General features: G+C 61.5%; 20 protein-coding genes. 6 read left to right on the top strand and 14 right to left on the bottom strand.

The features are described 5' to 3' along the window. Positions 1 to 44 precede the first annotated feature (44 nt). On the bottom strand, positions 45 to 1973 hold the full coding sequence (gene dnaG, locus M1D78_RS18240; RefSeq protein WP_437421380.1) for a DNA primase: 1929 nt from the start codon (positions 1971 to 1973) through the stop codon (positions 45 to 47). Between the two features lie 138 nt (positions 1974 to 2111). Continuing rightward, the gene (gene rpsU / locus M1D78_RS18235) at positions 2112 to 2327 is read right to left on the bottom strand and encodes a 30S ribosomal protein S21 (protein WP_003283508.1); all 216 of its coding nucleotides are present in this window, start codon (positions 2325 to 2327) and stop codon (positions 2112 to 2114) included. A 196-nt stretch (positions 2328 to 2523) separates the two neighbouring features. Between rpsU and tsaD the strand changes: the two genes are divergently transcribed. After that, the gene (tsaD, locus tag M1D78_RS18230) at positions 2524 to 3549 is read left to right on the top strand and encodes a tRNA (adenosine(37)-N6)-threonylcarbamoyltransferase complex transferase subunit TsaD (protein WP_437421379.1); all 1026 of its coding nucleotides are present in this window, start codon (positions 2524 to 2526) and stop codon (positions 3547 to 3549) included. Positions 3550 to 3559: 10 nt separating this feature from the next. On the opposite strand, the gene plsY is transcribed toward tsaD, so the two are convergent. After that, positions 3560 to 4129, bottom strand: coding sequence for a glycerol-3-phosphate 1-O-acyltransferase PlsY (gene plsY / locus M1D78_RS18225; protein ID WP_437421378.1), 570 nt, complete (start codon positions 4127 to 4129; stop codon positions 3560 to 3562). A 75-nt stretch (positions 4130 to 4204) separates the two neighbouring features. On the opposite strand from plsY, the gene folB reads away from it, so the two are divergent. Together folB and folK are read left to right on the top strand one after the other, a co-directional pair. Continuing rightward, positions 4205 to 4558, top strand: a complete 354-nt coding sequence (folB, locus tag M1D78_RS18220) for a dihydroneopterin aldolase (RefSeq protein WP_437421377.1) — start codon at positions 4205 to 4207, stop codon at positions 4556 to 4558. Continuing rightward, on the top strand, positions 4549 to 5094 hold the full coding sequence (folK, locus tag M1D78_RS18215; RefSeq protein ID WP_437421376.1) for a 2-amino-4-hydroxy-6-hydroxymethyldihydropteridine diphosphokinase: 546 nt from the start codon (positions 4549 to 4551) through the stop codon (positions 5092 to 5094). The genes folB and folK overlap by 10 nt, the downstream gene beginning before the upstream one ends. Here the strand turns inward: folK and M1D78_RS18210 are convergent. The 11 genes from M1D78_RS18210 to M1D78_RS18160 form a co-directional block, all read right to left on the bottom strand. Then, positions 5091 to 6281, bottom strand: a complete 1191-nt coding sequence (locus tag M1D78_RS18210; protein ID WP_437421375.1) for a multifunctional CCA addition/repair protein — start codon at positions 6279 to 6281, stop codon at positions 5091 to 5093. The two genes, folK and M1D78_RS18210, sit on opposite strands and share 4 nt — an antisense overlap. An 85-nt stretch (positions 6282 to 6366) precedes the next feature. After that, positions 6367 to 7923: a SpoVR family protein gene (locus M1D78_RS18205; RefSeq protein ID WP_457933600.1), complete on the bottom strand. Its 1557-nt coding sequence runs from the start codon at positions 7921 to 7923 to the stop codon at positions 6367 to 6369. Between the two features lie 7 nt (positions 7924 to 7930). Further along, a complete protein-coding gene (locus M1D78_RS18200; protein WP_437421373.1) occupies positions 7931 to 9202 on the bottom strand; it encodes a YeaH/YhbH family protein in 1272 nt (423 codons plus the stop codon). A 96-nt stretch (positions 9203 to 9298) separates the two neighbouring features. After that, positions 9299 to 11221: a PrkA family serine protein kinase gene (locus M1D78_RS18195; RefSeq protein WP_437421372.1), complete on the bottom strand. Its 1923-nt coding sequence runs from the start codon at positions 11219 to 11221 to the stop codon at positions 9299 to 9301. A gap of 268 nt (positions 11222 to 11489) precedes the next feature. Beyond that, positions 11490 to 11819: a thiosulfate sulfurtransferase GlpE gene (gene glpE, locus M1D78_RS18190; RefSeq protein WP_437421371.1), complete on the bottom strand. Its 330-nt coding sequence runs from the start codon at positions 11817 to 11819 to the stop codon at positions 11490 to 11492. Next, positions 11816 to 12637, bottom strand: coding sequence for a symmetrical bis(5'-nucleosyl)-tetraphosphatase (locus M1D78_RS18185; RefSeq protein WP_437421370.1), 822 nt, complete (start codon positions 12635 to 12637; stop codon positions 11816 to 11818). Before M1D78_RS18185 ends, glpE begins: the two co-directional genes overlap by 4 nt. Then, positions 12634 to 13014: a Co2+/Mg2+ efflux protein ApaG gene (gene apaG, locus M1D78_RS18180; protein WP_437421369.1), complete on the bottom strand. Its 381-nt coding sequence runs from the start codon at positions 13012 to 13014 to the stop codon at positions 12634 to 12636. Before apaG ends, M1D78_RS18185 begins: the two co-directional genes overlap by 4 nt. A 25-nt stretch (positions 13015 to 13039) precedes the next feature. Continuing rightward, on the bottom strand, positions 13040 to 13834 hold the full coding sequence (gene rsmA, locus M1D78_RS18175; protein ID WP_437421368.1) for a 16S rRNA (adenine(1518)-N(6)/adenine(1519)-N(6))-dimethyltransferase RsmA: 795 nt from the start codon (positions 13832 to 13834) through the stop codon (positions 13040 to 13042). 168 nt (positions 13835 to 14002) lie between these two features. Then, positions 14003 to 14980 (bottom strand): 4-hydroxythreonine-4-phosphate dehydrogenase PdxA, encoded by a 978-nt coding sequence (pdxA, locus tag M1D78_RS18170; RefSeq protein ID WP_437421367.1) that lies wholly within the window; start codon positions 14978 to 14980, stop codon positions 14003 to 14005. Positions 14981 to 15064: 84 nt separating this feature from the next. Then, positions 15065 to 16372, bottom strand: coding sequence for a peptidylprolyl isomerase (locus M1D78_RS18165; RefSeq protein ID WP_437421366.1), 1308 nt, complete (start codon positions 16370 to 16372; stop codon positions 15065 to 15067). Then, on the bottom strand, positions 16353 to 19115 hold the full coding sequence (locus tag M1D78_RS18160; protein ID WP_437421365.1) for an LPS-assembly protein LptD: 2763 nt from the start codon (positions 19113 to 19115) through the stop codon (positions 16353 to 16355). Before M1D78_RS18160 ends, M1D78_RS18165 begins: the two co-directional genes overlap by 20 nt. A gap of 132 nt (positions 19116 to 19247) precedes the next feature. Between M1D78_RS18160 and M1D78_RS18155 the strand changes: the two genes are divergently transcribed. The 3 genes from M1D78_RS18155 to M1D78_RS18145 are packed head-to-tail and all read left to right on the top strand — an operon-like array spanning position 19248 to position 21706. Further along, positions 19248 to 20270: an aminoglycoside phosphotransferase family protein gene (locus tag M1D78_RS18155; protein ID WP_437421364.1), complete on the top strand. Its 1023-nt coding sequence runs from the start codon at positions 19248 to 19250 to the stop codon at positions 20268 to 20270. Continuing rightward, positions 20267 to 20935, top strand: a complete 669-nt coding sequence (murU, locus tag M1D78_RS18150) for an N-acetylmuramate alpha-1-phosphate uridylyltransferase MurU (protein ID WP_437421363.1) — start codon at positions 20267 to 20269, stop codon at positions 20933 to 20935. The genes M1D78_RS18155 and murU overlap by 4 nt, the downstream gene beginning before the upstream one ends. Further along, positions 20936 to 21706 carry a DnaJ domain-containing protein gene (locus tag M1D78_RS18145; RefSeq protein ID WP_437421362.1) on the top strand — a complete coding sequence of 257 codons (771 nt, stop codon included), beginning with the start codon at positions 20936 to 20938 and terminating at the stop codon, positions 21704 to 21706. It begins immediately after the preceding gene. Positions 21707 to 21713 lie beyond the last annotated feature (7 nt).

Raw genomic sequence — 21713 nt, 5'->3', positions numbered from 1 at the left:
TGGCGGGCTGAAAACAAGCTGAGCATTATAGCTGAGCAAGGACCTCACGCGCCAGTTGAGGTCGATATAGCGGTTGCCGAGCCGCGGCTCAGCAGGTTGCGTAGCTGGTCTTTCTCCTCCGCGCTGAGTTCACCCTGGCGCGCTTTGCGCAGCAGTATTTCGAGGCTGCGCTCGCGTTGTCGGGCGGCTAGGGTGTTAATGGTGTCGAAAAACTGCTGTTCAAGGTTATCGGCCGATATCAGCCATTCTTTCTCTGCCAGGGCGCGTAAAAGACGCCCTTGATCGGTTCCATGCCAGCGAGCAATCAGCTGCAGGCTGCGCAGCTTAGGATTCTTCTGCAGCGTGCCGAGCAGCGCGACGAGTAGCTGGGCATAGGTGTCGTCTTCCGCGGCGAAATGGCTGACGTCTTCTACCTTTTGCGCAAGCTCGGGATGGTGAAGCAGGGTGCGCAATGTGGTTAGCGTCGGCGGTTCGACCGTAGCGGGCTTTCGAGCTGCGCGTGGGGCAAAGTCTGGACGCTGGCCCGGCTTTTTCCAGTCCTTTTTCCACTCTTTCTTACTGCCTCGCTTCTGTGTGGGCTCCGCTGGCGCATAGAAGCCGGAATCGTCATAGGCTGAGCTGGTGTCGTAATACGCGCTGTCGTCGAATTCTGTCGTCGTGCTGGGTGCGGGGTTCGGCAGTTGTTGTAAGGCTTCACCTTGGAGGCCGGTGATTTCGCTGAGGCGCTTACGCATCAAGGCGCGAAGGTTATTGCCGGGAATCTTTTCGATGAGCGGTGCGGCGAGGGTGGCCAGGTGGGCCTTGCCCTCGAGCGAGCGTGGGTCCGCTTCCTCGCTCAATTGCTGGAAGAAATAATCTGCCAGCGGTTGGGCTTGCTGCTGGATGCGTGCAAGAAAGGCATCGGTGCCTTCGGCGCGTACCAGGGTGTCAGGATCTTCACCCTCAGGAAGGAACAGGAAGCGGGCGCGGCGACCATCCTGCAGATTCGGCAGCGCCGCTTCGAGCGCGCGCCACGCTGCCTTGCGACCCGCACCGTCGCCGTCGAAGCAGAACAGCACGCTCGGCACGAGGCGGAACAGGCGCTTGAGGTGTTCGTCGCTGGTGGCGGTGCCGAGTGTCGCGACGGCGTTGCGCAGGCCTTGTTGGGCCAGGGCGATCACGTCCATGTAGCCTTCGACGACCATGATTTCATCGAGGTCGCGATTCGCTTTGCGCGCCTCGTACAGGCCATAGAGTTCCTGGCCCTTGTGGAAGACGGGCGTCTCCGGAGAGTTCAGGTATTTGGGTTTGTCGTCCCCCAGGACGCGCCCGCCGAAGGCGATTACACGACCGCGGCTATCGCGAATCGGAAACATCACCCTGTCGCGGAAGCGGTCATAGCTGCGGCCGGTTTCCGCGTTTTCGATCAAGAGGCCGGCGTCGATCATCGCCTTTTGTTGAAGGCTGTCGCCGCCCAGGTGTTTCATCAGGTTGTCCCAGCCGGGCGGGGCGAAGCCGAGCCCGAAATCGCGCGCGATGATGCCGGACAATCCGCGCCCCTTGAGGTACTCGACCGCGGCCTTGCGGGCCGGGTGGCTCTTGAGAGCCTGCCGGTAGTATTCGGCAGCCGCCTCCAGTAGCGGGTAGAGCGGCGAGTCGACCGGTTGGCGGGGTTTACGCCCCGGGCCGCTTTCCTCGCGAGGCACCTCCATGCCGGCGCGCTTGGCCAAGTCCTCGACGGCCTGGGGGAAATCCAGCTTGTCGTGGTCCATGATGAAGCCGAGCGCGTTGCCGCCCGCGCCACAACCGAAGCAGTAATAGAACTGCTTGTCCGGGCTGACGCTGAAGGAGGGCGTCTTTTCCTGGTGAAAAGGGCAGCACGCCGTGTAGTTCTTGCCGGACTTTTTCAGCTGGACGCGCGAGCTCACCACTTCGACGATGTCGGAGCGATTGAGCAAGTCGTCAATGAAGGATTGGGGAATCAGGCCGGCCATAGGGGTATGACAATACGCTCGCGATGTTCGGGCCGGAATGAAAAAAACTCCGACCATTCGCCGGTCGGCGAAGCGGAGTTCATCTAAAATGCAAAGCCCGGCAAACGCCGGGCTTGATGCAGCTTCAGCTGTACGAGATCAGTACAGGCGAACGCTACGGCGCTGCTCGCGCTGGACTTTCTTGGCGTGACGCTTAACTGCGGCAGCGGCTTTACGCTTGCGCTCGGCAGTAGGCTTCTCGTAGAACTCACGGCTGCGAACTTCAGCCAGTACACCGGCTTTTTCGCAAGAACGCTTGAAGCGACGCAGGGCTACGTCGAATGGTTCGTTCTCTTTGACTTTAACGTTGGGCATCCAGGACGTACCTTCACTTGTTTACCGGTTACAACGCGCTTCGGCAAATCCGCGAGCACGCTGGTTTTAAGGGTTGCGGATGTTAACGCCTTGCTGCCGGGATTGCAAAGCCCCCCGATCGAAAAGCGCTGGTCGGTCGCGGGCCGCGGCGATTATGATGCGCGGCTTCTTTTGTTTCCATAAATAGGTTGTGCCCATGCTGGTTCTAGGGCTTGAAACGTCCTGCGACGAGACCGGTGTCGCGCTCTTTGACAGCGAGCAGGGGCTGCTCGCCGATGCGCTGTTCAGCCAGATCGACCTTCATCGCGTATACGGCGGTGTGGTGCCAGAGCTGGCCTCGCGTGATCACGTCAAGCGCATGCTGCCGCTGATCAGCCAAGTGCTCGAAGAGGCCAAGCGCGACGCGAGCCACGTCGACGCCATTGCCTATACCGCTGGACCGGGCCTGGTCGGCGCACTGCTGGTTGGCGCTTCCTGTGCTCAGGCGATGGCCTTCGCCTGGGGTATTCCAGCGGTGGGTGTCCATCACATGGAAGGGCACCTGCTGGCGCCGATGCTAGAAGCACAGCCGCCTGCCTTTCCGTTCGTCGCGTTGTTGGTCTCGGGTGGCCATACCCAATTGGTCCGGGTAGATGGCATTGGCCAGTACGAGTTGCTGGGGGAGTCCATCGACGATGCGGCGGGCGAGGCGTTCGACAAGACCGCCAAGCTGATGGGGCTCCGCTATCCAGGCGGGCCTGAGATCGCCGCGCTAGCCCAGCGTGGGACGCCGGACCGTTTTGTCTTCCCCCGGCCCATGACCGACCGCCCAGGCCTTGATTTCAGCTTCAGCGGGCTGAAGACCTCTACGCTGACGACCTGGCAGCAATGCCGCAGCGCCGGCGATGACGGCGAGCAGACCCGCTGCGACATTGCGCTCGCATTCCAGCAAGCGGTGGTGGATACCCTGACCATCAAGTGCCGACGTGCGCTTCAGCAGACCGGCCTTAAGCGCCTGGTCATCGCTGGCGGGGTCAGTGCCAATCAGTCGCTGCGCGAAAGCCTGGAACAGATGCTCGGTGAACTGAACGGGCAGGTGTTCTACGCACGGCCCCGTTTCTGTACCGACAACGGCGCCATGATCGCTTATGCCGGTTGCCAGCGGTTGCTGGCCGGCCAACAGGACGGGCCGCAGATTGCTGTCCAGGCACGCTGGCCAATGGAGACGCTAGCCGCGATTTGACGGGTGTTTTCTAGAAGTGCCGTTCGCGCCCGGCATGGAGGTCACGCAGATTGCTGCGGTGCCGCCAGACGATCAGGCATGACAGCAACGCTATCGGCATGAGCGCGTCCGGCTGTCGCCACGCCAGCAACGGGAGGCATAGTGGCATCGCGACAAGGGCGGCGACCGAGCTGGTACGGGTCACGCGAATGGTCAGCAGCCAGGCGCCAATCGCCAACAGCGCGGCGGGAGAGTAGAGGCCCAGCAGGGTGCCAGCAGCTGTAGCGACGCCTTTGCCACCGCGAAAGTGAAAGAACAGTGGATAAAGATGTCCAACCACCGCCGCCAGGGCGATCCAGGCCTGCTCTGCGACTGACAAGCCCAGTGACCGGGCCAGCAGTATCGGCAGCAGCCCCTTGATGATGTCCCCGATCAGGGTGGCGATGGCCATCCGCTTGCCCGCCAGTCGCAGCATGTTGGTGGCGCCGGGGTTGCCCGAGCCGCTGGCGCGTGGATCGGGCGCACCGGTCAGACGACTGAGTACAATGGCGAACGACAGCGAGCCGAGCAGGTAGGCGAACAGCGTCAGTTGCCAGAACATGGCATCCATCCGGGGCAGCGAGCCCTAGAGTCTAGCGGCAGCGCGATGCCTTGTCGTGCGGCGGGAGAGAGTGGCGTGGATAGGGTTTTCATCGAAGGGCTGGAAGTGGATACGCTGATCGGCGCGTATGACTGGGAGCGCGGCATTCGACAGTGCCTGCGTCTGGATCTGACACTGGGGTGGGATATTCGTCCCGCCGCCGCCGGCGATGATCTGGACAAGGCGCTCGACTATGCAGCCGTTACCCAAGCGATCGACCGATTCGCCGAGTCGTCTCGCTTCGAGTTGGTCGAGACCTTTGCCGAACGCCTCGCGGCTACGCTGATGAGCGAGTTCGGCATCCCCTGGCTGCGCCTGCGGGTCACCAAGCCGGGCGTGAATGCGCGCGCGTCGGCGCTGGGTGTGGAGATCGAACGCGGATGCCGCTGATCCCCGTGCTGCTCGGCCTGGGCAGCAATGCCCGTCGCGAGCACAACCTCAATGCAGGGCTGGATGCGCTCGCCGGCTTGCTCGTGGAAATGCGATGTTCGCCGGTGTTCGAAAGCTTGGCGGTGGGGTACAAGGGCGAGAACTTCTTCAACCTGGTGGTATCAGGTCGCACGACGTTGCCATTGATGGAACTGGATCGGCGGCTGAAATTCATCGAGGCCGACAACGGCCGCTACGCGCCTGAGCGCAAGGGCCTGCCGCTGGACATCGACGTGCTGCTCTACGGTGAGCAGATCGGCAATTTCCATGGGCTGGAGTTGCCCCGCCCGGAAATCCTGAAGAACGCGTTCGTGCTCTGGCCACTGGCGTTGCTGGAGCCAGAGGGACGTGACCCCCGGTCAGGGCAGACCTTTACCGAGCTGTGGCAGCTGGCAGGTATCGATCAGTTGCTTTGGCCCGTGCAGTTTCAGTGGGGCGGCACCGAGCTGACGCCGGCCGCGTTACTCGACGCTTATCCGCCTCCGCTGGCCGTCTAGGCGCGACTGGCATCGCCAGCGCTGCAGCTTGCGTGAAAAATCTCGATGGCTTCGAGCCGCGCGTGTTTGAGCGCTTCGCCTAATGCGGCGCCGGTCAAACCCCTTTCTATCAGTGGTTTGACCTGGACGCCCCGTGCGGCTTCGGCGGCTGCGTACAGGTAGGCGGTACCCGGATTCCCGTCGGTCAAGCCGAAGCGGCCGCGGGCGATCATGTCGCAAGCCGCAAGGAATTGTTCGAAACGCTCTGGGCGGCGGTAAATGTCGAAGTGTTGGAGCAGGTCGAACAACGCTTGAGGTTCCAGCTCCGTCGCTATCCGCGCCGCTGGCTGAAATTGCCCGACCAGCTGTGACAGCTCCTGGCAATCGCGTGGAGCCTTGAATCGATGGTTGAGGGCGTCGATGGCCTCCATCGGATCCCCAGCGAGGGAGTTGTCGCCGAGCGGGTGAAGCAGGCAAGCCCAGCGGACTGCAAGCGGCTGATCTTGCACGGCGCACAGGCGGAGCGTCGCGAGCAACCCGGGCGCGACGTCGCTCGGAGCATGTTCCAGCAGTGCGTCCAGTGCCGGGAAAAGTTCGCTCAGGGCATGGCAGTCACGCAGGACTTGAACGAAGACATCAGGACGCGGCTCCATCAGCGCGCGGGCGATTTCTTTCCAGCTGCGCTCGGGCGTCAATGCCTGCAGTTCGCCTGAGTGAGCCAGTCGCCGCATAAGAACAAGCGTGTCCGGCGCCACCCGAAAGCCCAGCTCGGCATAGCGCGCGGCGAAACGCGCCACCCGAAGAACCCGTAATGGATCTTCAGCGAAAGCCGGGGAAACGTGGCGGAGCAGTCGTGCTTCAAGATCGGCCTGCCCACCGTAGGGATCGATCACCTGTCCGTGGTCATCTTCGGCCATGGCGTTGATGGTCAGGTCGCGACGGGTCAGGTCCTCTTCCAGCGTTACCTCCGGGCTGGCGAAGAACGTGAAGCCACCATACCCGCGGCCACTCTTGCGTTCGGTGCGGGCCAGCGCGTACTCCTCGCCGGTACGTGGGTGCAGAAACACCGGAAAGTCCGCACCAACCGGGCGAAAGCCCTGCGCCTGCATTTCCTCTGCGCTGGAGCCGACCACTACCCAGTCGACTTCGGTGACCGGGCGCCCCAGCAACCTATCGCGAACCGCGCCGCCTACTTTGTAGATTTGCATGCCTTCCTCCGTTGGCGCGGAGGATAAACGATGGTGCTGGGAACGCGAACCGCCACCGAGCCTGCCGACCCGGCGGCGCGAGGCGTCAGATCGGAGGCAGCGTCAGGCTCATGCCGGCGAATCGACCTTCAGGCTCGGCGTCCGCCCGGGGCGGCATGTGGTGGGTCGTGACGACCTTGTCGTCCTGCATCGATTGCAGGTGGACGTCAAAGCCCCAGAGCCGGTGCAGGTGCTTGAGCACCTCGTCCGTCGAGCTGCCAAGCGGCTTGCGATCGTGCTGTTGGTGGCGCAGCGTGAGGGAGCGATCACCGCGCCGGTCCACACTCCAGACCTGCACGTTGGGTTCTCGGTTGCCAAGGTTGTACTGCGCCGCAAGCAATTCGCGAATGGTGTGGTAGCCGCCTTCATCATGGATTGCCGGAACGAGCAGCTCGTCCTTGCGGTCGTCGTCCAGAATGCTGAACAACTTGAGGTCGCGGATCACCTTCGGCGAGAGGAACTGCAGGATGAAGCTCTCGTCCTTGAAGTTGTTCATGGCGAATTTGACGGTGGTCAGCCAGTCGCTACCAGCAATGTCGGGGAACCAGCGTTTGTCTTCCTCGGTGGGGTTCTCGCAGATCCTCCGGATGTCCTGGTACATCGCGAATCCGAGGGTGTAGGGGTTAATTCCGCTGTAGTAAGGGCTGTCGAAGCCGGGCTGGTAAATGACGCTCGTGTGCGACTGGAGAAACTCCATCATGAAGCCGTCGGTGACCAAGCCTTCGTCGTAAAGGTCGTTAAGCAGGGTGTAGTGCCAGAAGGTCGCCCACCCTTCGTTCATGACTTGGGTCTGGCGCTGAGGGTAGAAGTACTGCGCAATCTTGCGGACGATCCGCACGATTTCCCGCTGCCAGGGTTCGAGTAGCGGAGCGTGCTTCTCGATGAAATACAGGATGTTTTCCTGCGGTTCAGCCGGGAAGCGATGATCGGCGTGGTGTTCGTCCTCCTTCTCGCCAAACCGAGGGATGGTGCGCCACAAGTCGTTGATCTGCTTTTGCAGATGCTCCTCGCGCTCCTTCTGCCGGCGCCGTTCCTCCTCAGCGGAAATGGGATAGGGCCGCTTGTAGCGGTCGACGCCGTAGTTCATCAGGGCGTGGCAGGAGTCGAGCAGGTCTTCCACCGCATCGATGCCGTGGCGCTCCTCGCATTGGGTGATGTACTGCTTGGCAAAAACCAGATAGTCGATGATCGAGCTGGCGTCCGTCCAGGTGCGAAACAGGTAGTTGCCCTTGAAGAAGCTGTTGTGCCCGTAGCTGGCGTGGGCGATGACCAGCGCCTGCATGGTGATGGTGTTTTCTTCCATCAGATAGGCGATGCAGGGGTCGGAGTTGATCACGATTTCGTAGGCCAGGCCCATCTGCCCGCGCGTGTAGGACTTTTCGGTGCTCAGGAAATGCTTGCCGTACGACCAGTGGTGATAGCCCAGCGGCATGCCGACCGAAGCGTAGGCGTCCATCATCTGTTCGGCCGTGATCACTTCGATCTGGTTGGGGTAGGTGTCTAGGGCGTAGCGCTCGGCGATGCGGCCGATTTCACGGTCGTAGGTGCGGATCAGGTCGAAGGTCCATTCCGAGCCGGTGGAGATGGGCTGTCGTTTCATGATGCTTACCTCAGCTGGCCATGCGCCGCTGGAAGAGTTCGCGAAACACCGGATAGATGTCGCCGGCGGTCACCAGTTGCTGCTGGGCGAACGAATCACCAAAGGCTTCGGCGACCTGGTTGTATTCGTACCACAAGGCCTGATGCTCACGAGGCGTAATTTCGACGTAAGTGAAGTATTGGACGAACGGCATGATCTGGTTGATCAGGATGTCCCGACAGATCGGCGAATCATCGTTCCAGTTGTCGCCGTCCGAAGCCTGGGCCGCATAGATGTTCCATTCGTTGACCGGGTAACGCTCGGCCATGATCTCCTGCATCATCTTCAGCGCGCTGGAGACGATGGTGCCGCCGGTTTCGCGCGAGTAGAAGAACTCCTCTTCGTCGACTTCCTTGGCGCTGGTGTGGTGGCGGATGAACACCACTTCGATCTTGTCGTAGTTCCGCTTGAGGAACAGGTACAACAGGATGAAGAAGCGTTTGGCGATGTCCTTGGTCGCCTGCGTCATGGAGCCCGAGACGTCCATCAAGCAGAACATCACCGCCTTCGAGCTGGGGTTGGGGTGCTTGACCAAGAGGTTGTATTTCAAATCGAAGGTGTCGAGGAAAGGCACGCGGTGAATGCGCGCACTCAGCCGTGCGATCTCTTCCTCGGCGGCCTGGATGTCGGTGAAATTTGCCGGTTCCTCCAGCTTCAGGCGAGCCAATTCCGCTTTGACTTCGCGAAGCTTGGCCCGGCTGCTGCCTGACAGGGCGATGCGGCGAGCATGGGCCGAGCGCAGCGTGCGGATGATGTTGATGCGCGAAGGGTTGCCTTCATTGCTGATGCCGGCACGCACAGTCTTGAAGGTATCCGTCCCGGCCAGGTGCCGCTTGACCAAGTTGGGCAGTTCGAGATCCTCGAACATGAAGTCGAGGAACTCTTCCTGGGTGATCTGGAATACGAAGTCGTCCATGCCTTCGCCGCTATTGCTGGCCTGGCCCGAACCCTGGCCGCCACCGCCGCCCTGTGGGCGAGGGATGCGCTCGCCGGCGATGAATTCCTTATTGCCTGGATGGACGATGGTCTGTCGGCCGCCGCGCCCGTGATGAAGGATGGGTTCGTCGATGTCCCGACCGGGAATGCTGATTTGCTCGCCATGCTCCATGTCGGTGATAGAGCGGCGGCCGACGGCCTCTTCCACCGCCTTTTTGATGTGCCCACGGTATCGCTGCAGAAAGCGCTGGCGATTGACCGTGCTCTTGTTCTTGCCGTTCAGACGGCGGTCGATCACGTAACTCATACGAGCCCTCCGGGCTGAGGCTGAATGCTGGAAGCTGGACGAATATCTTGGCTTTTCGTCCAGCCTCCAGCCTCTAGCCTTGGGCGGCTTAGCGGCTTATTGGGATTTACGTACCCGCAGATACCACTCCGACAGCAGCCGAACCTGCTTTTCGGTGTAGCCGCGCTCGACCATCCGTACCACGAAGTCGTTGTGCTTCTTCTGATCCTCCTTGCTGGCCTTGGCGTTGAAGCTGATGACTGGCAGCAGATCCTCCGTGTTCGAGAACATTTTCTTCTCGATCACCACCCGCAGTTTTTCGTAGCTGAGCCAAGACGGATTCTTGCCGTTGTTGTTGGCACGGGCTCGCAGCACGAAGTTGACGATCTCGTTGCGGAAATCCTTGGGATTACTGATGCCGGCGGGTTTCTCGATCTTTTCCAGCTCTTCGTTGAGTGCCGCACGGTTGAGGATTTCTCCGGTTTCCGGGTCGCGGTATTCCTGATCCTGGATCCAGAAGTCCGCATAGAGCACGTAGCGGTCGAAGATGTTTTGGCCGTACTCGCTGTAAGACTCGAGGTAGGCGGTCTGGATTTCCTTGCCGATGAAGTCGACGTAGCGCGGCGCCAAGTATTCCTTGATGAAGCGCAGGTAGCGCTCGCGCACTTCGGCCGGAAACTGTTCCTGCTCGATCTGCTGCTCCAGCACGTAGAGCAGATGCACCGGGTTGGCGGCCACCTCGTGCGGATCGAAGTTGAACACCTTCGACAGGATCTTGAAGGCGAAGCGGGTCGAGAGCCCGTTCATGCCCTCGTCGACGCCGGCGGCGTCGCGGTATTCCTGGATCGACTTGGCCTTCGGATCGGTGTCCTTCAAGTTCTCGCCGTCGTAGACGCGCATCTTGGAGTAGATATTGGAGTTATCTGGCTCCTTGAGGCGGCTCAGGACAGAGAATTGCGCGAGCATCTTCAGCGTGTCCGGTGCGCAATGGGCCTTGGCCAGCGAGCTGTTGATGAGCAGCTTGTCGTAGATCTTTATTTCATCCGACACACGCAGGCAGTAGGGCACCTTGACGATGTAGATGCGGTCGATGAACGCCTCGTTGTTTTTGTTGTTGCGGAAGCTATGCCACTCCGACTCGTTGGAATGCGCCAGCAGGATCCCGCTGTAGGGAATCGCGCCGAGGCCTTCGGTGCTGTTGTAGTTACCCTCCTGGGTAGCCGTCAGCAATGGGTGCAAGACCTTGATGGGCGCCTTGAACATCTCGACGAACTCCATCAGGCCTTGGTTGGCCCGGCACAGCGCACCCGAGTAGCTGTAGGCGTCGGCGTCGTTTTGCGGGTATTCCTCGAGCTTGCGAATATCCACCTTGCCAACCAGCGCGGAAATATCCTGGTTGTTCTCATCGCCCGGCTCGGTCTTGGCCACGGCGATTTGGTTGAGGATGGACGGGTAAAGTTTGACCACGCGGAACTGACTGATGTCGCCGCCGAACTCCTGCAGGCGTTTGGTCGCCCAAGGCGACATGATCGAGGTGAGGTAGCGGCGCGGGATGCCGTAGTCCTCCTCGAGGATGTCCGCGTCCTCGGCGGGGTTGAACAGGCCGAGGGGCGATTCGAACACTGGTGAGCCTTTGATTGCGTAGAAGGGCACCTTCTCCATTAACTGCTTGAGCTTCTCGGCCAAGGAGGACTTGCCGCCGCCCACTGGGCCCAGGAGGTAGAGGATCTGCTTCTTCTCTTCCAGTCCCTGCGCAGCATGGCGGAAGTAAGACACGATCTGGTCGATGCACTCTTCCATGCCGTGGAAATCTTCGAACGCCGGGTAGCGCCGGATTACCTTGTTCGAAAAGATGCGCGACAGTCTCGAGTCAGTCGAGGTATCGATCAGTTGTGGCTCACCGATGGCCATCAACAGGCGTTCGGCTGCGGTTGCGTAAGTGCCCCGGTCTTCCTTGCACAGATCGAGGTATTCCTGGAGCGAATACTCTTCCTGGCGGGTTGCTTCGAATCGTTGCTGGAAATGGCTGAAAATGCTCATTGACTTCACCTCGGACGATGCTCGGAGCCGGTGTTGTCATCAGGCATTCAGGTACCGGCCGACTATCGGCCTTTGGAGTTCCCCCGAACACCTGATGGTCGAAACCTGAGGCCTCAAGCCGAAATCGGCTTCCATCTGTTTGGATGGCCTGAACTGAAGGATAGTTCGGATTCAGCAAATTCAAGGGAAAGCAGGCGTGATAACCGCTGCGTTTCGTCGGGAGGAGAGTGAACGCCACGTATTGCGCGGCGTTGCGAGAGAAAAATATTTAGGTGGGGTCGCTGGATTCGATCTGATCCGGATAGGTCTGGCGCCAGAGCTCGAAACCGCCATCAAGGCTATAGACATCGGAGAAGCCTTGGTTGGCTAGGTAGGCTGCGGCGCTCTGGCTGGAGTGGCCGTGATAGCAGGTCACAATCAGCGGCTGGTCCAGGTCGGCGCTGGCGATGAAGTCCGGTAGCGAATGATTGTCGAGGTGGGCCGAACCCGCGATGTGCCCGATGGCGTAGCTGTGCGAATCGCGAATATCGACGAACACACCGCCATGTTCGCGCAGCGTCTGTGCCTGTTCAGGGGAGATGCGTTTGAAATCGGTCATGGCTTGGGCTCGCAATCGCAGTGGTGAAGTTCGCCGCTGTCCAGGTTCATCAGCGTCATGTTGTTGCCCCAGACGCAGCCAGTGTCCAGTGCATAGACGTTAGGTTCATCGCAGCGGCCTTCGAGTGCGGCCCAGTGGCCGAAGACGATTCGGCAGCCGCGCATCTTGCGGTTTGAATGGCTGAACCATGGCGCGTAGCCTTCCGGCGCGCTCTCGAGACCCTCTTTGGCTTCGAGGTCGAGAGTACCGTCGGCCTTGCAGAAGCGCATGCGGGTGAAATAGTTGGTGATCACGCGCAGGCGAGGGATACCGGTCAATTCCTTGTCCCACTTCGCGGGCTGGTTGCCATACATGCCATCGAGAAAGGGCAGCAGCATCGCGTCATCGCGCAATACATGCTCGACTTCAGCTGCGCGGCGCAAGGCTTTGGCCAACGTCCATTGCGGTGGAATGCCGGCGTGGACCATGGTGGTCTCACGGCTAGCGTCATGGTGGACGAGTTTCTGCTGGCGTAGCCAGTCGATCAGGTCATCCCGGTCGTCGGCGTCGAGGATGGCCTGCAGGGTGTCGTTCTTTTTCATCCGCTCCACGTTGTGGGCGACGGCGAGCAAATGCAGGTCATGATTGCCCAGCACCGTCACGCCCGCACTGCCCAGGTCGCGCACATAGCGCAACGCTTCCAACGACTGCGGGCCACGGTTGACCAGGTCGCCAGCCAGCCACAGGCAGTCGCGCGATGGGCTGAAATCCACCTGTTCGAGCAGGCATATGAGTGGCTCGAGGCAACCTTGGAGGTCGCCTACTGCATAGGTAGTCAATGCAAGGCTCCGGGTACGGCCAGCCGGAACGGCGCGATCTCTGCATCGAATCGGTGGCCATCCTCGGCCAGCATTTGGTAGCTGCCCTGCATGGTGCCGACGCGAGAGGCCATCAGCGTGCCGCTGGTGTAGACATGGCGTTGGCCGGGCGCGATGACCGGCTGCTCGCCAACGACGCCAGCGCCGCGGACTTCCTGCACCTGCCCGTCTCCATCAGTGATGATCCAATGACGTGAGAGCAGCTGCGCGGTGAGCTGGCCTTTGTTCTCTATGGTTATGGTGTAGGCAAAGGCATAGCGGTTTTGTTCCGGCTGGGACTGCGCGGCCACGTATTCCGGGATGGCGCTGACTTCGATCTGGTAACGGTCGTTGGACATGGAGGCTCCTGATCGCAGGGTTTGTTCAGACACGCGCGCAAAGCTGGTCTGATAAGCGTACGAACGCGGCAAGGTCCAGCTGTTCCGGTCGTAGACTGCCGTCCACGTTCGCTGCAGCGATGGCGTCAGCATCCAACAGGCCTTTCAGCGTATTGCGCAGTGTCTTGCGGCGCTGATTGAAGGCCTGGCGGACAACGATTTCCAGCTGACGAGGGTCCTGAGCGGGATGTGGCAGCTCCTCGTGTGGTACCAGCCGGACGATCGCCGAATCGACTTTCGGCGCGGGGTTGAATGCGCCTGGCCCGACATTGAACAGGTGCTCGACCCGACAGTGATACTGCACCATTATCGACAGACGCCCCCAATCCCCACCGCCCGGCTCGGCCGCCAATCGCTCGACCACTTCCTTTTGCAGCATGAAGTGCATGTCGCGGATCAGGCTGGCGTGGTCCAGCAGATGGAAAATCAAGGGCGTGGAAATGTTATAGGGCAGGTTGCCAACGATCCGCAGGCTGCGCGGGTCGTGAGTCAGCTGGCCGAAGTCGAACTTCAGGGCGTCCCCTTGGTTGAGCGAGAAGTTGGCGCGGTCAGCGAACTTCTGCTGGAGGATTGGGATCAGGTCCAGGTCAAGCTCAACGACGTCCAGGTGGGCGCCGCTGTCCAATATCCCTTCGGTCAATGCGCCCTGGCCGGGCCCGATCTCCACGATGCGCTCGCCCGGGCGGGCATGAATGGCGCGCTGAATTCGGTGGATGACGCCGGCGTCGTGAAGAAAATTCTGACCGAATCGCTTGCGCGCTCGGTGTTGGTAGTCGGACATCAGAGGCTCCAGGGGGCAGCTCGAAGCCTGAAGCTTGAAGCTGAAAGCGAAAAGGCACGCATTTTAACAGCCCATGGCGGCAGCGACGACTAAATGCCCGTCGGTAGCGGCGTGCTGCTTGCCAGCCTGTCGATACGGTGAAGGCTCAATCGAATCGTCTGCTGGACACTACCGCGCCATTTGATAGGCCGTTTCCAGAGCGACCGTGAGACTACCGGTGTCGATCCGCCCGGTTCCGGCTAGATCAAGTGCGGTGCCGTGGTCGACCGATGTCCGCACGATGGGTAGCCCCAAGGTAACGTTCACGGCCGCGCCAAAGCCCTTGTACTTGAGGACCGGTAAGCCCTGGTCGTGATACATGGCCAACACGGCATCGCACGCCTCGAGGTGTTTGGGGGTAAAGAGGGTGTCGGCTGGTAGGGGGCCGATGAGGTCGATGCCTTCGGCGCGCAAGGCCTCTAATGTCGGCTCGATCACTTCGATTTCCTCGCGCCCTAAGTGGCCTCCTTCACCAGCGTGCGGGTTGAGCCCGCAGACCAGGATGCGTGGGTGACTGACGCCGAACTTTTCGACCAAGTCCTTGTGCAGAATGCGCGTGACTCGCTGCAGTCGATCCGTGGTGATCGCGGTGACGACGTCCTTAAGCGGCAGGTGGGTGGTGACTAGCGCAACCCGCAGACCGCGGGTCGCCAGCATCATCACGACCTGCTCCGTCCCGGTCAGCTCGGCAAGAAACTCAGTGTGTCCGGAGAACGCCATGCCTCCGTCGTTGATGACACCCTTGTGCACCGGGGCGGTAATCATCCCGGCGAAGGTACCGTCCAGGCAGCCGCGGCCGGCACGCGACAGTGTCTCCAGGACATAGGCGGCATTGGCCGTATCCAGCTGGCCGGGTACCGCCACCCTGGGTAAGGGCGTATCCCAGACATAGAGCGCGCCAGCCGCCGCGGGGCGGTTCGGCCAACGCCCCGGACCGACTGTGATCAGGTCGATATCCAGGCCGAGTGCTTCGGCACGTGCTTGCAGAAGATCTTCGCTGGCGACCGCGACAAGCGAATGTGGGTGAGCCTCGCGGGCTATTAGCAGGCACAGGTCGGGCCCAATGCCAGCAGGTTCTCCGGGAGTCAGCGCAAAGCGTTTCACCATGGTCGTCGCCTCAATGAAAAACGGGCCGGCCAATTTGGCAGGCCCGTTCGGGTGGCTGGTGTCGAGCTGCTCTGGCTCGATCGATCAGATTTTGATTTCCACGTAGGCTTCGTCTCGGATCTGGCGCAGCCAGGCCTGCAACTCTTCCTCGTATTTGCGGTTACGCAGGAGATTCAGCGCCTGCTGCTCGCGGAACTCCTCGCTGGCATCGGTTGCACGACGGCCCAGCACTTCGAGAATGTGCCAGCCATAAGGGGTTTTGAAGGGTTCGGACAATTGGCCGCTGGGGATGTTGGCCATCACTTCACGGAATTCAGGAACCAGCGAACTGGGGTCGATCCAATTGAGGTCGCCGCCGTTGAGTGCCGAGCCCGGATCTTCCGAAAAGCTTTTCGCCAGATCAGCAAAGCTCTCGCCAGCCAGGATGCGCTCGCGCAGGCGCTCGATCAGGCGGCGGCTCTCTTCCTCGCTGCGGATCTGGCTGGGCTTGATCAGTATGTGGCGGACATGAACTTCGTCCCGCACCTGGGTTTCGCCGCCGCGCTTGTCGAGTACCTTGAGCAGGATGAAACCTGGTGGCGTGCGCACGGGCTGGGTGACTTCACCGACCGACATTTCCCGAACTTGGCTATCGAAAGGCGGTGGCAGCTGCGCCGCTTTGCGCCAGCCCATGTCGCCGCCTTCCAACGCGTTCTCGCTCGCTGATCGGGTTACGGCAAGCTGAGCGAAGTCAGCGCCATTCTGCAGTTGCTGATAGGTGTCCTTCGCGGTCCGCTCCGCGGCCTGGATGGCAGCTGAATCGGCCGAGTCGGCAACCGGGATCAGGATGTTGGCCAGGCGGTACTCTTCGGATAGCTGCAGCTTGCCCAGGTCCGATGCGAGGAAATTCTGGACCTCCTGATTCGAAACCTGCACCCGCTCGGCGATGCGGCGCTGGCGAACCCGGCTGATCACCATCTCACGGCGGATCTGCTCGCGCGCGGTTTCCAGGCTGAGGCCGTCACGCTCGAGCGCGGCGCGGAACTGTTCGAGGGTCATGTTGTTGCGCTGGGCAATGGTGCCCATGGCCTGGTTGAGCTCTTCGTCCGAGATACGAATGCCGGAGCGCTCGCCGATCTGCAGTTGCAGGTTCTCAGTGATTAGGCGTTCGAGTACCTGCTGTTCCATCTCCGCGGTTGGCGGCATCTGCGCGCCGCGCTTTTCGATGGTCTGGAGGACCTCTTCCATGCGCTGATCCAACTGGCTCTGCATGATCACGTCGTTATCGACGATGGCAACGATGCGGTCCAGCGGACGTACCTCTGCCGAGACACTGGTCGCGATCGAGGCGTTACCCAGGAGCAAAGCGCCCAGCAGCAAGGGGCGCACAAAATCAGAAAGCTTGGTCTTCACGTTCACGATAGCCTTGTATGCCTTCCTCGAGGAACGTCTCGGTCGAGCTGCCGAACACGCCGCCGAGTCCCTTGAGGACGATTTGCAGGAAGATGCCATTGTCTGGCTCGTCGTTCTGCGATGGGTTAAGACTGGTCTCGTCGTAGTCGATCCAGTAGCGATTGATCAGGCGCAGCTTCCAGCAACAGCTGTCGTACTCGAAGCCGCCATAGGCCTCGAGCGTGCGGTTGCGGCTGTAATCGTGCTGCCAGCGACCGATCACGCTCCACTGCGGCACGATTGGCCAGATCGCGGAGATGTCGTGCTGGTTGATCTTGTAATAATCCTCGATGAAGTTTTCAGCACCTTCCCGGCCGAAATCAGGCTCGTAGGTCCATTCGCCGGTCGCCTGGTCGAAACGCACGGTGTCGTTGCGGTAGCGGTAGCCAACGTTGAGGATCTTGTTCGGGTTGTCTGCCGGCTGGTAGTGGAACATGGCACTGCCCGAGCGGGTGCGGCCTTCGTTCGGGTCCCAGTTGAAGGTCGAGGTGAAGCGCCAGTCCCGGTTGAAGCGGAACATGTATTCCAGCGCATAGGGCGACACATCGGAGGTCGAGCCGGGGCGATCTTCCAGGTTCGGCAACTGGACCTTGCGATCACGGAAATAGTAGATCTGGCCGATGCTGAAGCGCTGGCGCTCCATGCCGTTCGGCTGGATCCAGCGATTGGTTACGCCCAGCGATACCTGATTGGCGTCGCCGATGCGGTCCTTGCCGGAGAAGCGGTTTTCCCGCCACAGCGAGGCATAGCTGAAGGTGCTTTCGCCGGTATCGAAGACCGGGATATCGCTCTGGTCCTCGTAGGGTACATAGAGATAGAACAGCCGCGGCTCGAGCGTCTGGCGGTAATCCTGGCCGAACCAGTTGGCGTCGCGATCGAAATACAGGCCGGCATCGACGCTGGCGATCGGGATACTGCGATCAGGTGAGTCGTCGAAATCGGTAACTTCGCTACGACCCTTATTGTCGAGCGTCAGGTCGTACTTGGTGTAGGCGTATTTGAGTGACGGCTTGATGAAACCCCAGCTCCAGTCGAGCGGCAGGCTCACGCCCGGCTCCAGATGCAAACGCTCACCTTCCGCCCTATTAATGCCTTTGATGTTTTCGTCATACCATTCTTCGGCAATACCATCGTCGTTGATGTAGTTGCCGCTGCGCAGGCTGCGCTGAAAGCTGACGAATTCGGTGTTGTAGGCAAAGCGCACGCCACCTGGCTGGGAGGGCAGGGCGCCGTCGAGCGTCAATTGCGGCAGCCGCTCGTAAGGTGTGACGTCGGCGATCGTGGCACGCTCGTAGGCATGCACATTCAGGCGGGCCGTGTAGCTTGGGGCGCGATAGGTCAGGGTACCGCGCTGGTCCAGGTGATCCGGCTGGTCGATGTTGAGGTTGGTATCCAGATCCTGGAAATAGTAGGGGTCGCTGATGTCCGTGTAGTCGGCTTCGGCCAGCCAGCGCGAATCCAGACCGGTACGATGCTGCCAGCTATACATCCAGCGCTGGTCTTCGTATTCGGACTGCAGCTTGCGGTCGTCGTTGCTGTCGTCCAGGTAGGCCGCGCCGAACTGGCCTTCGCTGCTGCGCGTCAGGTAGCGGAATTCGCCTTCCATCAACAGGCCGCGATCGGTCATGTAGTTCGGATACAGCGTGGCGTCGAAGTTCGGTGCCAGGTTGAAATAGTAGGGCGTGACGATCGACAGGCCGGTATCGCTGGAGGAGCTGATGCTCGGAGCGAGGAAGCCGGACTGTCGGCGATCGTCGATCGGGAAATAGATGTACGGTGTATAGAACACCGGAACGCCCTTGACCCGTAGCGTCACGTTGGTAGCCGAACCGAAACCGGTGGCCGGGTTCAACGTTACGTTGTTGCCTTGCAAATACCAGTCGTTATCGCCGGGCTCGCAGCGGGTATAGGTCCCGTCCTTGAGGCGGATGATGGCGTTTTCTTCGCGTTTGGCGTACTGCGCGTTGCCCCGGATTTTGCCTTGGTGCACCACGTATTCCGCGTTCTCGACCTTGGCTTCGCCGGTGTCGAGCAGCAGTTCGGCACGGTCGCCGACCATGAGCGCGCCCCGGTCGCGCAGGCGCACGTTGCCTCGGAGTTCGCCGCGATTTTCCAGCTGGTACAGGCTGGCCTCGTCCGCCTCGGCCTGGATGCTGCCCTGGCGCAGAACGACGTCGCCGGCCAGAGTTGCGACCTCCTGCTGCTGTTCATAACGCGTCGCCTTGGCCGAGACATACGTCGGTGCCTCGCTCATCGGCGTGTTGTCGAACTGTCCCGGCCGGCGCGGTTCGACATAAGTACCAGCGCAGTAGGGGCCGGTCTCGGCCAGCTGCGCATTAGTGAGTTGGTCACGCGGGACCCAGTCCAGGTGACTGTAGTCAGCGCTGCGCGAAGCGAGCGCGCGACCACGGGCTTCCGATACCAGCGTCGTGTTAGCGGTTGCAGGGCGGGAAGCAGGCTTTCGCGTTTTGGTCGCAGGTTCGTCCGAGCGGCTGGCGGCGGCGCTGCCAGGATGCACGGGACGGGGTGGTAACGACTCGGCGGGCGTCTCGGTAGCGCAGTCCCAGCTACCATTGGCGCCTGGCTGACAAGCGAATTGCTCTGCCGCGAAGACCAGGGGTGTCGCTACGGGTTGCAGTGCTAGCAGCCCACCCGTAACCAAAAGAGGGAATTTTTTACGAAAAGCGGGATATTTGACTGCCATCTTGTTTTTCGGGTCCGTGCTTGCGGCGAGCCATCGGCCGGGCTAGGCCGCACGCCTCTCGATGGTCTGAAAAAGATGCTGGATAATAAAGCATGACCTGCTGAACGGCTAGCGCCGTGGAGACCCGTGCATATGTCGCAACATGATCAACGCCTGGCGGACCTGAGTGCCTGGCTCGAGCCTCGACTGACTGAGCTGTATACCCGGCGTGAATGGGGCGAGGTGCCAGATGCATCGCTGGTCGCGGCGAGCAGCGATGCCAGTTTCCGGCGCTATTTCCGTTGGCAGGCGGCGGACCGCAGCCTCATCGTGATGGATGCGCCGCCCCCACAGGAAAACTGCCGGCCTTTCGTTGCGGTTGCCGAAACGCTTGCGGCGGCCGGCATCCACGTGCCGCAAATCCTGGCAGCCGATCTAGACCGGGGGTTTTTGCTGCTATCCGATCTCGGCCGCCAAACCTACCTGGACGTGATCGACGAGCACAACGCCGAGGGCTTGTTCGCCGATGCCATCGAGGCACTGCTGACGATGCAAGTCAACGCCGCTCCGGCCGGGTTGCCAACCTATGACGAAGCCCTGCTACGCCGCGAGCTGCAGCTCTTTCCTGAGTGGTACGTTCAACGCCATATCGGCCACCGTTTCACCGCTGCGGAGCAAGCTCTGTGGGACAGTACCTCGCGGTTGCTGATCGACGCTGCGCTGGCACAGCCGAAGGTGTTGGTGCATCGGGACTACATGCCCCGCAACCTGATGATCAGCCAGCCAAACCCGGGTGTATTGGATTTCCAGGACGCCGTCTCTGGCCCGGTGACCTACGACATCACCTCGCTGTTCAAGGACGCCTTCATCAGCTGGCCGAGCGCGCGGGTTCAGGCTTGGCTGCAGGCGTATTGGGAACAAGCGCGGGTGCGCGGTGTTCCGGTGCAGGACAGTTTCGACGCCTTCCACCGCGCCAGCGACCTCATGGGCGCGCAACGTCATCTAAAGGTCATCGGCATCTTCGCGCGCATCTGCCATCGTGACGGCAAGCCACGCTACCTGAGCGACGTCCCGCGCTTTTTCGCCTACCTCGACGAGGTGATGTCGCGTCGGCCGGAAATGGCTGACCTGGCCACGCTCCTGCAGGGCTTGCCACGCGAGCGGAGCACGACATGAAGGCAATGATCCTGGCCGCCGGCAAAGGCGAGCGGCTGCGCCCGTTGACCTTGCACACGCCCAAGCCGCTCGTTCGAGCGGGTGGCGTTCCGCTGATCGAGTACCACCTCCGGGCGCTCGTCAAGGCGGGATTCGATGAGCTGGTCATCAACCACGCCTGGCTCGGTGAGCAGATCGAGGCCCACCTGGGCGACGGCGCGGCGCTGGGGGTTCATATCCGCTATTCGCCGGAGGGCGAGCCACTGGAAACCGGCGGAGGGATTCACCGCGCCTTGCCATTGTTGGGTGATGAGCCGTTCCTGGTGGTCAACGGTGACATCTGGACGGACTATGACTTTCACCGCCTGAAGGCGCCCATGACGGGGCTGGCCCATCTGGTGCTGGTCGACAACCCGGCCCACCACCCCGCGGGGGATTTCTCACTGAGCAACGGGCGGGTGCAGGACGCCGTCGGTGAGGCGGCGCTGACCTACAGCGGCATCGCCGTGTTGAGCCCCCGCCTATTCGAGGGTTGCCAGCCTGGCGCCTTCAAGTTGGCCCCCCTGCTGCGTCAGGCCATAGCCGAAGGTCAGGTCAGTGGCGAGCATTTCAACGGTTGCTGGATCGACGTCGGGACGCATGAGCGTCTTGCCGACGTCGAGCGGATCATCGAGGGCCGGCGCTAGATGTTCTGGCCTGTCACCTACCTCGGGGCGCTGGCTGGCTGGTGGCTGGCGAGCATCCCGGGCGCCTTGCTCGGCGGCCTCATCGGGCATGTAGTCGACCGCCGCCTCGGGCTCGATTCCTGGGCGCGATTGCGGCAGCGCCTGGGCGGTGGACCGCCGGTGATGCAGGGTAATGAGTTGCTGTTCTTCCTGCTTGGGCGGTTGGCGAAGAGCAGCGGCCGGATCAGCGAGGCGCACATCCAGGCGGCGCGCGGCGAGATGCGGCGCCTGCAGTTGACGGCTTCGCAGCAACGCGGGGCCATTGATGCCTTTTATCGTGGCAAGGCGGGTGGCGATGGGTTGCGCGAGCCGTTGCAGCAGCTGCGTGGCCGGCAGGACGACGCACGCGGCGTGCTGCAGGCCTGCTGGCGAATGGCGCGCGCCCGGGGAGCAGTGGATACGCGCGAGCATGAGCTGATCATGCTATGGGGCAAATGGATGGGCTGGGATGCTGCTGCCGTAGCAGCGTTGGATCAGGGCGGCGGGCGCCGACAGGGCGCTCCCAGCGCCGTCGGTGGCGCCTACGAACAGGCGCTGCGGCTGCTTGGCGTGCGAGCCGACAGCGACCCGCAGGTCATCAAGCAGGCCTACCGTCGCCTGCTGAGCAAGCATCATCCCGACAAGCAGGCCGGTGCAGGCGCCAGTGCGAGCCAGGTGCGCGAAGCGACCGAGCGGACCCGCGAATTGCGCAGCGCCTACAGCCTCATCCGCGAACGCCGCGGCTTTCGCTGAGCCGTCG

It is taken from the genome of Pseudomonas sp. SA195 (genome assembly GCF_054131565.1).
Note: the sequence above shows the minus strand (reverse complement) of the source record. Positions and strands in the feature narration are given on the sequence as shown.

Coding starts and splice junctions, on each gene's coding strand:
- M1D78_RS18160 (WP_437421365.1), bottom strand. CDS start 19,115: ATGGCAGTCAAATATCCCGCTTTTCGTAAAAAATTCCCTCTTTTGGTT.
- rpsU (WP_003283508.1), bottom strand. CDS start 2,327: ATGCCCAACGTTAAAGTCAAAGAGAACGAACCATTCGACGTAGCCCTG.
- tsaD (WP_437421379.1), top strand. CDS start 2,524: ATGCTGGTTCTAGGGCTTGAAACGTCCTGCGACGAGACCGGTGTCGCG.
- M1D78_RS18145 (WP_437421362.1), top strand. CDS start 20,936: ATGTTCTGGCCTGTCACCTACCTCGGGGCGCTGGCTGGCTGGTGGCTG.
- M1D78_RS18200 (WP_437421373.1), bottom strand. CDS start 9,202: ATGAGTTACGTGATCGACCGCCGTCTGAACGGCAAGAACAAGAGCACG.
- M1D78_RS18210 (WP_437421375.1), bottom strand. CDS start 6,281: ATGCAAATCTACAAAGTAGGCGGCGCGGTTCGCGATAGGTTGCTGGGG.
- M1D78_RS18155 (WP_437421364.1), top strand. CDS start 19,248: ATGTCGCAACATGATCAACGCCTGGCGGACCTGAGTGCCTGGCTCGAG.
- murU (WP_437421363.1), top strand. CDS start 20,267: ATGAAGGCAATGATCCTGGCCGCCGGCAAAGGCGAGCGGCTGCGCCCG.
- folK (WP_437421376.1), top strand. CDS start 4,549: ATGCCGCTGATCCCCGTGCTGCTCGGCCTGGGCAGCAATGCCCGTCGC.
- plsY (WP_437421378.1), bottom strand. CDS start 4,129: ATGTTCTGGCAACTGACGCTGTTCGCCTACCTGCTCGGCTCGCTGTCG.
- apaG (WP_437421369.1), bottom strand. CDS start 13,014: ATGTCCAACGACCGTTACCAGATCGAAGTCAGCGCCATCCCGGAATAC.
- M1D78_RS18195 (WP_437421372.1), bottom strand. CDS start 11,221: ATGAGCATTTTCAGCCATTTCCAGCAACGATTCGAAGCAACCCGCCAG.
- dnaG (WP_437421380.1), bottom strand. CDS start 1,973: ATGGCCGGCCTGATTCCCCAATCCTTCATTGACGACTTGCTCAATCGC.
- glpE (WP_437421371.1), bottom strand. CDS start 11,819: ATGACCGATTTCAAACGCATCTCCCCTGAACAGGCACAGACGCTGCGC.
- pdxA (WP_437421367.1), bottom strand. CDS start 14,980: ATGGTGAAACGCTTTGCGCTGACTCCCGGAGAACCTGCTGGCATTGGG.
- rsmA (WP_437421368.1), bottom strand. CDS start 13,834: ATGTCCGACTACCAACACCGAGCGCGCAAGCGATTCGGTCAGAATTTT.